Source organism: Deinococcus sp. (genome assembly GCF_018260405.1).
In the GTDB taxonomy this organism is placed as follows: Bacteria; Deinococcota; Deinococci; order Deinococcales; family Deinococcaceae; genus Deinococcus.
Genome location: NZ_JAGLBG010000058.1, coordinates 352 through 11,323 on the forward strand (window position 1 = coordinate 352; position 10,972 = coordinate 11,323).

General features: G+C 61.9%; 6 protein-coding genes. 2 read left to right on the forward strand and 4 right to left on the reverse strand.

Annotation, left to right across the window (positions count from 1 at the left end; translation table 11 throughout):
* The coding region (locus QZ269_RS08490) for a hypothetical protein (protein WP_291426271.1) at positions 1-1,199 on the forward strand (1,199 nt) is incomplete at its 5' end.
* A 212-nt stretch (positions 1,200-1,411) separates the two neighbouring features.
* Here QZ269_RS08490 and leuS read toward each other — a convergent pair.
* From leuS to QZ269_RS08510, 4 genes are all read right to left on the reverse strand, one after another.
* Positions 1,412-3,889, reverse strand: coding sequence for a leucine--tRNA ligase (gene leuS / locus QZ269_RS08495; RefSeq protein ID WP_291426273.1), 2,478 nt, complete (start codon positions 3,887-3,889; stop codon positions 1,412-1,414).
* A 196-nt stretch (positions 3,890-4,085) separates the two neighbouring features.
* The gene (locus tag QZ269_RS08500; protein ID WP_291426275.1) at positions 4,086-5,750 is read right to left on the reverse strand and encodes a chloride channel protein; all 1,665 of its coding nucleotides are present in this window, start codon (positions 5,748-5,750) and stop codon (positions 4,086-4,088) included.
* Between the two features lie 481 nt (positions 5,751-6,231).
* The gene (gene clpB / locus QZ269_RS08505) at positions 6,232-8,790 is read right to left on the reverse strand and encodes an ATP-dependent chaperone ClpB (RefSeq protein WP_291426277.1); all 2,559 of its coding nucleotides are present in this window, start codon (positions 8,788-8,790) and stop codon (positions 6,232-6,234) included.
* A gap of 476 nt (positions 8,791-9,266) precedes the next feature.
* Positions 9,267-10,259 (reverse strand): lipocalin-like domain-containing protein, encoded by a 993-nt coding sequence (locus QZ269_RS08510; RefSeq protein ID WP_291426279.1) that lies wholly within the window; start codon positions 10,257-10,259, stop codon positions 9,267-9,269.
* A gap of 80 nt (positions 10,260-10,339) precedes the next feature.
* Here QZ269_RS08510 and lepB point away from each other — a divergent pair.
* On the forward strand, positions 10,340-10,972 hold a 633-nt coding region (gene lepB, locus QZ269_RS08515), incomplete at its 3' end, for a signal peptidase I (RefSeq protein ID WP_291426281.1).

The window sequence follows — 10,972 nt, forward strand, 5'->3', positions numbered from 1 at the left end:
TGGCGATAGTGGCCCGTCAGTCCACCGCCAGCCTGACGGTAACCGTCCTTGGGGGCACGGGCGGCTACTCTGGACACCCTTCGGGCTCCGGGTATGGTACCGGGGGCGGGGGTGGCGGCGGCGCGGTCTTGCTTTCTAGTGGCGTAACGCTAACGCCAACCGTTGCCGGTGGAGCCAACGGCCTGCTGTATGTCCCCAATGATAATGCGGGTGCCTACGGCGCTACGGCTGGCGCAACGGGAAGCAGTGCGTCCTTTACCCCGACCCCGACCGACAACGTCCCGCTGCCTGGCGTGTGCGTTCCGCAAGTGACCGTGGTCAAAACAACCTCGACCCCCACACGGTACAAGGGCACCGACACGCAGGCGACCTACACCATCAAGGTCAGTAATGCACCAGGGCGCGGCGACGCCCTGGGCGTAACGGTCAGCGACCCGGCACTGCCAGATGCTTTTACCTATGACAGTGCCTCGGAAGTGGCACTCGGCACATCGCCAGCTCCAATTGCAACCCGGCCCAGTACCACCAACCCAACCGCAGGCAGCACGGCCCCCGCCTGGAGCAGTTTTACCATCCCTGGCGGCGGCTCGGTGGCCATTACCTTCCTGGCAAACCTGAATAGTACCCCTGTCAGCACTACGGCTTACCAGAACTCAGCGAAGGCGACTTACCTTGACCCCACCCGCACCGTCAGTGACGGCACTGCCACTGCCACTTACGATTCGGCGAGCAGCACGGGCGAGGACGTGACCATAAGGAACAAACCTACAGTGGTCTTGGAAAAATGGGTCAGGAATGTCACCACAGGTGCGAACTTCACCCAAGCCAACAGTGGATTGCCTGGACAGACGTTGGAATACTGCATCAACTTTCGTGAGACAGGGGGTACAGATGCCAATAACTTTAAACTGTCTGACAGTATCCCCAGCTTCACCGACGTTCTGCCTAACGCCTATGACCCCAACACCCTAGGCTACGGTGTGCGGCTTTACAGCGGCATACAGTTAACTAATACCGCTGCATCTACTGCGCCACCTTCAGCGCCGCTTATTCCCACCACTGCCAGCAGCATCAACCTGACCTCTGCCTCCACGGACACAGATGGCGCAGAACTATCGCAAGCGGGCGGCCTGACGTACGCCACCAACCTTTTGGCAAATGGCCAGGGCATCGTTTGCTTCCAAGCAAAGATTAAATGATTGGTCAGAGGTAGGCACCTGCCGGGTAGAGAGTGCATCATGATTCACCTCTACCAATGAAGGCCGTCCGTATGAGTCCAACCGTGTGCCCAGCAGTCGGCCCCGTCGCCTCAGCACGGGCGACCCGCACGGCGCTGGTAGACCTGAACGTGGCGCTAACGCGCTGGAGGACTTCGCCGGGGAGAAGGTCAGTGGCTAAGGTTCACGGCCCCCTAGCGAACAACAATATTAATGATTCGTCCGGCCACGTAGATTTCCTTCACGACGGTCTTGCCTTCGGTAAAGCGCTGAACGTCGGGCAAAGCTTTAGCAGCGGCCAGCGCTTCTTCCTGAGTGGCCGTCCTGGAGATATTGACCTCGCCGCGCACCTTGCCCGAGACCTGCACACCGATGGTCACGGTGTCGCGGGTCGCCGCCGCCTCATCCACGGTGGGCCATGAGGCGGTATGCACGCTGCCCTGTTGCCCGCCCCCTCTTTGCTGATACAGTTCCTCGGCGATGTGGGGCACCACTGGGGCCAGCATCAGGTTGAAGATGCTCAGGGCCTCTTCCCAGACGGGCGTGCCGTACACGGGGCTGCGCTTGGCCTTGACCAGCGTATTGGTCAGTTCCATGAGCGCGGCGATAATGGTGTTGAAACTCATGCGCCCAAAGTCGTCGCCCACTTTTTTCAGGGTGCTGTGAACGGCGTAACGCACCTCGGCGTCGGTCAGTTTTTCTTCCGGCCCGGCCACTTTTTCCTCGAAGAACAGGTTCCACACCCGGCTTAACCACTTGCTCGGGCCGTTGATGCCCTGCGAGTCCCAGGGCCCGCCCAGTTCCCAGGGCGCAATAAACATCAGGAAGGAACGCACGGTGTCGGCGCCGTACTCGCGCACCAGATCGTCGGGGTCCACCACGTTGCCGCGTGACTTCGACATCTTTTCGCCGTCTTCACCCAGGATCATGCCCTGGTTGCGTAGCCGGGCAAACGGTTCGTGCTGGTCGGTCAGGCCCATGTCGCGCATCACCTTGGTCCAGAACCGGCTGTACAGCAGGTGCAAAATGGCGTGCTCGATGCCACCGGTGTACAGGTCTACGGGCAGCAAGTTGGCCTTACTGGGGTCAAACGGCCCGTCGTGGTAGTGCGGCGACAGGTAACGGTACATGTACCAGCTGCTGTCCACAAAGGTGTCCATGGTGTCGGTATCGCGCTCGGCTGGGCCGCCGCAGTTCGGGCAAGTGGTCGCCAGCCACTCCCGGTTATTTTTTAGCGGACTCTGACCGTTTGCCTCGAAAGTCACGTGGTCGGGCAGCTTGACCGGCAACTGATCTTGCGCAACGGGTTGCAGGCCGCACTTTTCGCAGTGGACAAACGGAATCGGCGTGCCCCAGTAGCGCTGGCGGGCAAACAGCCAGTCGCGCAGGCGGTAGGTGGTTTTGGCCTTCGCCACGCCCTTTTCTTCCAGTTTGGCGACAATGGCTGCGATGCTGGCCTTGCCGCCGGGCAGCCCGTCGAACTCGCCGGAATTCACGATCTGCCCCTCACCCGTGTAAGGCTCCTCGGGGTCTTGCGGCATGGCCCCGCCCCCTTCCGGGCGGATCACTTCCTTGATAGGCAGGTCAAACTTTTTGGCAAAAGCGAAGTCGCGCTCATCGTGGGCAGGCACGGCCATAATCGAACCCGTGCCGTAGGTGACCAGCACGTAATCGGCCACCCAGATGGGCAACTGGTGCCCGGTGATGGGGTGCGTAGCAAAGCTGCCGGTGAACACGCCCGTCTTTTCGCCTTCCTGCTGGCGCTCGACGTCGGTTTTGCGCCCGGCGGCGGCCACGTAGGCTGTCACGGCTCCTTGCTGCTCCTCGGTGGTCAGGGCTTTCACTTTGGCGTGCTCGGGAGCCAGCACCAGAAAAGTCGCGCCGATCAGGGTATCGGGACGGGTGGTGAACACGGTTTCGGGACCAGCGGGCGTGCCGAAGGTCACTTCTGCGCCGACCGACTTGCCGATCCAGTTGGTCTGCATCAGCCGGACTTTTTCAGGCATGTCGGTGTGCGAAAAGTCCAGCAGCTCGTCGGCGTAGTCGGTAATTTTCATGTACCACTGGCTCAGGTTACGCTTCTCTACGGGCGCGCCGCAGCGTTCGCAGTGGCCGTTAACGACCTGTTCATTGGCCAGCACGGTCTGGTCTTGGGGGCACCAGTTGACAAAACCGTCTTTTTTGTACACCAGCCCGCGCTTCCAAAACTCGATGAAAAACCACTGATTCCAGCGGTAATACTCGGGGTCGGAGGTGGCGAATTTGCGCGACCAGTCGATCATGGTGCCCATGCGCTTAAACTGCCCGGTCATGTACTCGATGTTTTTATAGGTCCAGACAGCGGGATCAGTCTTATTTTTGATGGCTGCGTTCTCGGCAGGTAATCCGAAGGCGTCGAAGGCCATAGGAAACAGCACGTTGTAGCCGCGCATCCGCATCCAGCGGGCGCGGGCATCAGGCGCGACGTTGGCGTACCAGTGCCCAATGTGCAGGTTGCCCGACGGGTACGGAAACATGGTCATGGCGTAATACTTTTCGCCTTTTCCGTTCTCGTCGAAGGTGTACAGGCCACTCTTTTCCCAGCTGTCTTGCCATTTTTGTTCGGTGGCGTGGGGGTTATAGCGCTCGGGGCGGGGTTCGGTGATGTTGGGCTTGGTGGGTTCAGTAGTCATAGGGTCTCCTTAAGTCGGCCTAAGTCGGCCTGCACAAACGAAAAAAACGCCCCGGCCAATGCAGCCGGGGACGGATCACACAAGCGCAGTGGCTAGGTGAGGCGTCCCCGGAGCAGAAGTGCAGAGCGGATCATGAAGGCAGTTTAGCGCATAGGCCAGCGCTACGAGAATAGGACGGAGTCGCTACGCGGAAAATTCAGGCTCCGGGCAGCCGCAACACGCCTTCGAGCGCTGCGTAAGCATCCGGACGGGCCAGAAACACCAGTTCGTCATCGGCGGTAAGGCGCAGTTCGGGGCGCGGAATCCTGACCGCGCCGTCCCGCACGATGCCGACCACTTCCACGCCGGGCGGCAGCGCCAGCAGATGCAGCTTAGTGCCGTCCCAGCTGCGAGGCACGGCGCGGCGGTACAATTCCTGCTCGTTTGCGGAAGACAAGGGGGCCTCTGCACTGCCGGAAAGCTCAGCCGGGGAATCAGCTGGACCATCAAAAGGCACCGCTGAGGCCACAGCGCGGCGCGGCGCAATGAAACGCACGGTGTCTGGCAAGACCGCCAGCCCGGTTCCGAGGTGCAGGGGACTGACTGCCCGCGAACGCACCTGCCCCGGTACGATGCCCGATTCGCCGCTGAGAAAATGAGCCAGCCCCGCCGCGACCAGAGCAACGGGCAAGGTCGCGTCTCCGCCCCAGGCCATCGCCAGCAGAGTCGCCCCGACAGGAACATTCAGGGTGACGGTTAGAAATGAAACTGCGCCGATCAGGCCCGCCAGCGACGAATCCACGGACAGCAACTGCCCCAGCCCCACGCCCAGCAGCCCACCTGCCGCCAGAGAGGGAAAAACGCCGCCTCCGAAGGCAATTTGGGCCCCTAGCGCCAGCAGCAGCCAACGCCACAGGCCCATCTCCGCAGCTTCCGTACCTAAAAAGCCGCTTAGGCCCAGCTGCCACCAGCCCATGCCGTCCCCCAGCAGACTGGGGGTGCTATAGAGGGCCACAACCGCCGTCAGTAGGCCAAAGAGACCACCGAACAGGGGCCGTAACCAGCCGTCGGTCCAGGCCGCCGGAATCAGGCGGCAGGCACGCAACAGCAGCCAGCCCGCCAGCGTGACCCCCAGCGCCACCAGAAAAAAGGCGGGGGTTTGCGAGAGCGCGGGCACTTGCACGGCGGGCACGCTGAGCAGCGGACCGAACCCGTAACACACGCCGTACACCGCGTAAGCCGCCACTGAGGCCAGCACGCAGGGCATCAGCACCTCGAACTCGAACTCGAAGCGGCGGTAGAGTACCTCGGCGATCAATACGGCGGCGGGCAGCGGCGCGTGCAGCACGGTGCCCAGACCCGCCGCTGCCCCGGCCAGCATCAGCGTACGGAACTCGACGTTATCGAGCTGCGTGGCCTGCCCCAGCAGCCGGGTCCCCAGCTGACCGACCATCACGAAAGCCGAATCCCGGCCTACCAGCAAGCCTGCGGCCTGTCCCAGCAGCGTACCGGCCAGCGCCCGAAGCTGCCCGGTCAGGCCAGGCCACTGCCCCCGGTTGTGATACCCGCGCACCAGTTGTGAAAACGGCGCCCCCGGTTCGGCGGGTACCAGCCAGGTGTAGAGCGCCCCCAGAAGCGGCAAAAACAGCAGTCCCCAGGGCAGCATGTCGCCAAAGGCCATCAGCAGGCCGCCGTCGCCGGTGGTGCCAGGCGGGGAAAAGCCGGTCAGCCACGCGCCCAGCGGCAGCAGCCAGCCCAGCAAAGAGCGCAGCAAGATACACAGGCCACCGATCAGCAGCCCCAGCAACACGCTCAGAACCACGATCCGGCCCGTTTCCAATCGAGTGAGCATGGCGCGGGCGCGGGGCAACGGGGAACGCATCGGAAGCCATTGTAGTGGGTTAGACGCACAGACCACGGTTTTCGGCTGACGCCAGCAAGACGTGCGGGCGGCTCGCCTCAAGCGTGTCCCGTTGTTTGCTCCGCGCCCGCGCTGCTGTACGCAAGTGGCCCTGCCTGTGCCCGCTGTCAGGTGGCCCCCAGAGCTGGCGGGTGCTGGGGCAGCAAAAAAGCCGGAGCCAAAGCCCCAGCCTCTTTTTCCAGCATCTAGAGCATTTTGCAAAAGGGTGGTGCCCTTTTGACCCTCTTTTTGCCGAGTGGAACGAGTGAAAAAAAAGAGCAGGACGTAGAATGAAGGGGGGCGGCGGTATTGTTCCGACGTGCCCATCATTCGGAGAACTGCTCTAAGAGCCTGTAGGGTAGAGCGTAAAGGAGTTGCTGGTTACAGTGGCGCGGATTCGATCCGAGGAAAGCGCCCGAATCCGCGCCACTTCCACCAGAAGCTCCTTAGCTTCCACCCGTCATCAGTTCAAAACGCCCGTCCCAAACTTGAACCCACCATCCAGATAATCTATGTTCAGCACGCTGCCATCCCCTATCTGGCCGCCCAGAATCTCGCGGGCCAGCGGCGTTTCAATGTACTGGCTAATCGTGCGCCTCAGTGGCCTCGCGCCGTAGGCGGGGTCATAGCCCAGTTCGGCCAGCTTGTCCTTGGCGGTGTCCGAAAGGTGAAGCGTAATCCGGCGCTCAGCCAGGCGCTTACGCAGGCTACCCAGCTGAATATCCACAATCTGGTGCAGCTCTGTGGCGGTCAGCGCGTCAAATACGATGATGTCGTCTACGCGGTTCAGGAACTCGGGGCGGAACTCGCCGCGCAGCGCTTCGAGCACCGCCGCCTTAATCTGCTCGGCGTCTTGCCCGGCGCCCTGCATGTCCAGAATCAGCGGGCTGCCGATGTTGCTGGTCATGATGATCAGCGCGTTGCGGAAGTCCACCGTGCGGCCCTGTCCATCGGTCAGGCGGCCATCATCCAGCACCTGAAGCAGCACATTGAATACGTCGGGGTGCGCCTTTTCAATCTCATCAAACAGAATCACGGCGTAAGGGCGGCGGCGCACCGCCTCGGTCAGCTGGCCGCCTTCCTCAAAGCCCACGTAGCCGGGAGGCGCTCCAATCAGGCGGGCCACGGTGTGTTTTTCCATGTACTCGGACATGTCAATGCGCACCATCGCGTCCGACGAGTCAAACAGGAACTCGGCCAGCGCCTTTGCCAGTTCGGTTTTGCCCACCCCCGACGGCCCCAGGAACATGAAGCTGCCCAACGGACGGTTGGGGTCGTTGAGGCCAGCACGTGCGCGGCGAATGGCGTCCGACACGCTGACAATGGCCCGCTGCTGCCCAATCACACGCTTGTGCAGCTGGTCTTCCAGGCGCAGCAGCTTTTCGCGTTCGCCTTCGAGCAGCTTGTTCACCGGAATACCCGTCCAGCGGCTGACCACAGCGGCAATATCCTCGTCGGTGACTTCCATGTGGGCAAACTCGGCGGTCTTGAGCTTGTGCTCTAGCTCCTGCACGTCCTTTTCCAGCGCGGGTAGGTCGCCGTATTCCAGCTTGGCGGCCACTTCCAGGTCGTAGTCGCGCCGGGCTTTTTCAATCTGGGTACGCACCTCGTCGAGCTTCTCGCGCTTGGCCCGCAGCGCCGCCACGTCCTTGCGCTCGGATTCCCAGCGGCTGCGCACCTCGTTCAGCTCGTCGGTCAGCGACTTGAGGCTCTTTTCAATGTCCAGCAGGCGGTTTTGCGAGTCTACATCCTTCTCGCGCTTCAGGGCCTCGCGCTCGATTTCCAGTTGCAGCTTGCGGCGCGAGAGCTGGTCAATGCGCTCCGGGCTGCTTTCCAGCGCCATCCGCAGGCGGGCCGCCGACTCGTCGATCAGGTCAATGGCCTTGTCGGGCAGCTGCCGGTCGGTGATGTAGCGGTTAGACAGCGTGGCGGCGGCGACCAGCGCCGGGTCGGTAATCTCCACGTTGTGGTGCGTCTGGTACTTTTCCTTGATGCCGCGCAGAATAGAGATGGTGTCTTCCACGCTCGGCTCATCCACAAACACCGGCTGAAAACGGCGTTCCAGCGCGGCGTCCTTCTCAATTTCGCGGTATTCGCTTAGGGTAGTCGCGCCAATCAGGTGCAGTTCGCCGCGTGCCAGCGCAGGCTTAAGCATGTTGCCCGCGTCGGGGCTGCCCTCGGTCTTGCCCGCGCCGACGATAGTGTGAATCTCGTCCACGAACAGGATAATCTCGCCCGCCGACTTGATTACCTCGTCTATCACGCCCTTGAGCCGTTCCTCGAACTCGCCCCGGAACTTGGCCCCGGCCAGCAGGCTGCCCATCTCCAGCGACACGATTTTCTTACCGCGCAGCCCTTCCGGCACGTCGCCGCTGACAATTCGCATGGCGAGGCCCTCGGCAATGGCGGTCTTGCCCACGCCTGGTTCGCCAATCAGCACCGGGTTATTCTTACTGCGGCGCAGCAGAATCTGCATGGTGCGGCGGATTTCCTCGTCGCGGCCAATCACAGGGTCAAATTTGCCGTCCCGCGCCCGCTGGGTGAGGTCGGTGCCGTACTTGTTGAGCGCGTCGAATTGCTGTTCGGATGTCTTGTTGGTCACGGTTTTCCCCTTGCGTTGTTCGGTCACAGCCCTCTTCAGGCTCACTTCGTCGGGCAGACCCCGGCCCCGGTACTCGCCACGCAGCGCCAGCAACAGCGTATCGGCGGCCACAAAACTGTCACCCAGTTGCCCGGCAATGGTGTCGGCCTTCTGAAAAGCGCGGTTCAGGGCGGAGTCAAGGTAAAGCTGGCCGTCGCTGCCCTGCACTTTGGGCAATTTGGCAATTTCGGCGTCCAGCGCGGCGCGAATCTGGCTCAGGTCACCCCCGGCCAGGGCCAGAGCGCGGGCGGCGGTGTCGTTGTCGGTCAGGGTTCGCAGCACATGAAAGTGCGTGAGGTTCTGGTTGTGGTTCTCTTGCGCGAGCTGCTGCGCCGCGTTGATAGCGACGGCACTCGCCTCGGTAAAGCGTTCAGGATTCAAATTCTTGCCTCCATTGCACGGCTGTTCCAGTCCGGCTTGGTCTAAGGGGTTAAAAAGCTAATACGGATTTAGATTGAACTAGGCAGTTTTGGACTAAAGCCCAGCGAATGCCAGTGGAAAAAAATACGGGTTTCGCGGTATGGACTTGTAAAGCTGCCCGGCAGAGGCACATCTAGTGCTTTTCCAGGTGCGCCGGAATCCAGCGCAGTCCGTATAAGAGGATTCTAGACCCACGTCTGTCATGAGGATAGTATCAAACTTGAGTGTCCTATTGTCAAGTTTATTGAGGGTTTAGAAATGTAGTTGGTCATGGATTAGCTACGGTGAGCATGGTCAACAGGAGAAGGCAGAGCGAAACTTTCTGTGTCTCATACGGACTCCGGCTGGCCAGGTAGCGTGGTCAAGTGGCGCGGCGAGTGCTAGCCCGGCCAGGCGACCCTTGTTGTTCCGACGTTCCCATCATTCGGAGCACTGCTTTAAGACGGCTTCTTGCTCCCTGCCACCAGTTCCATCATGCCGCCGCCCGTTTGCGGAGCGCCGCGCCAGGTTCCGCTCACCTCAATCGGGCCTTCCCAGTACGTGACCCCGGTGCTGCGGCTCACCAGTTCCTGGTTGTCATGGACGGCTTTCACGTCGAGGTCAAATTCGTCGGCCCGGACTTTCCAGTCCAGCACGTACTCGTGGCCGCTGGGGGCGCTCCAGATGCGGCCCGGCGTCATGACCACGTTGGTGGCGGCGTGCGCGATTCCCTGCTGGTCCACAACGCTGCCGAAGGTCTGCACCACCTGACCTTCAGCGCTCAGAACGCGGTAGAGCATAAGGTCCTCGCCGCCCGAGAGCTGCACGCTCATCCAGTCCCAGCGGGCGCCGCGCCCCGGGGCCATGCCGCCCCACTGGTGGTCCAGCCACGCCTGTCCCTGAACAGGACGTCCGGCGACCGTGCCGGTTAGGTGCAGGCGGGTGACGCTCTGGTAGTACATGGCTCCCGTGACATTCGGAACGCCGCTGTAGCCAGGCGGGTGAATAACTGGGGGCTTCTGCGGCACAGCGCTCAGAACCAGTGGCCCGGCGGCGAGGTTAAACCGGGCCGTCTGGCCTGCCCCGTTCATCACCTGGTCAAAGGCCCAGTCACCCTGCTGAAGCCGGAGCGGTGGATAGCTCGCCTTGCCCCGCCCCAGATCAAGCGGCTGCTCCAAAAAGGTGAGGCGGCCAGTCGTGAGGTCAGTGACCGCGACGTGGGCAAAGTACAGATCAGCCGGGAAGCGCGGCGTAGACACCTTGAACTGCGCCCAGTGGAAGGCCAGCTTTTCGCCGGGCAGGTAGCCGCTAAGGTACCACCACTCCATCAGGTCACCATGCGGCCCGAGGTCATCGGCACGCGGAGCGACAGCCGGATCGAAAGAAGGCTTAAGGCGCGGGGCACAGCCGACCAGTAGCGCCGCTGCCGCACAGATCAGGATTTTGTTCACACCGTCATCCTAGCCGCTTAGGTTTCTGAGAGCAGCACTCCACTCAAGGTCTAGCCTCAATCCGCTATGCTCTGCGGTGCATGACTCGACTTGACACACCCGCCCCGACGGCCCTACAGAAATTGTGGAAAGAAGTGCTCGAACCTATCGTCTTTGCGGTAGTGATCACGCAGTTCATCGCCACGCTGGTCGGGGTGGACGGCACCAGCATGATGCCCAACTTGCGTAACCGCGAGCGGGTTTTCGTTCCCAAGTACGAAACGTGGCTGCACAAGGCGGGCGTCGGCAGCTTCAAGCGCGGCGACATCGTGATTTTCAAGCCGCCCGCTGAGGCCGCCAAGCAGATTCCCAACCTGCAAAAAAGTGCGCTGGGCCTGTATACCTACCGCCCTTTCCTCATCAAGCGCCTGATCGGGCTGCCCGGCGACAAGATCAGCATTGCGGGCGGCGAGGTCAGCGTGAACGGTACCCGGCTCGACAGCAGCTGGACAACCGACTACTGGCGCGAACAGGGCTGCTGGGACACCCAAAGCGACCTGGCGAACTCGATTGCTTCGGGGCGCATCGGCGTGGTGCAGCAGGCGCAGGAAATCACCGTGCCCGCCGGACAGTACTTCGTAATGGGCGACAACCGCACCGCCAACGGCAGCGAGGACTCGCGCATGTTCGGCCCGGTGCCCCTGCGAGACATCGCCGGACGGGCCGCCGCCGTC